The following is a 240-nucleotide window of genomic DNA, read 5'->3' as shown; positions in this document are numbered from 1 at the left end:
GCGTTGCATCTTCAGTGAAGGGATCCATGAAAGGCGTGGTGTCATCCGGCATCAAGATCATGTCGGATTCGTTGATGCCTTTCCAGCCGGAGATGGATGAGCCATCAAACATCTGGCCAATTTCGAAGAATTCTTCGTCGACATAGCTGGCAGGAATGGTTACATGCTGCTCTTTACCTTTGGAATCGGTAAAACGCAGGTCAACCCACTTAACGTCATTTTCTTTGATCAGATTCAGAG

Annotated in this window: 1 protein-coding gene; it reads right to left on the bottom strand. The window is 47.1% G+C overall.

Annotated elements, in window-relative coordinates:
* The coding region (locus Q4563_RS22285; protein WP_303606096.1) for a glutamine synthetase beta-grasp domain-containing protein at positions 1–238 on the bottom strand (238 nt) is incomplete at its 3' end.
* Positions 239–240: the final 2 nt, after the last annotated feature.

The organism is Gilvimarinus sp. 1_MG-2023 (assembly GCF_030548285.1).
Note: the sequence above shows the minus strand (reverse complement) of the source record. Positions and strands in the feature narration are given on the sequence as shown.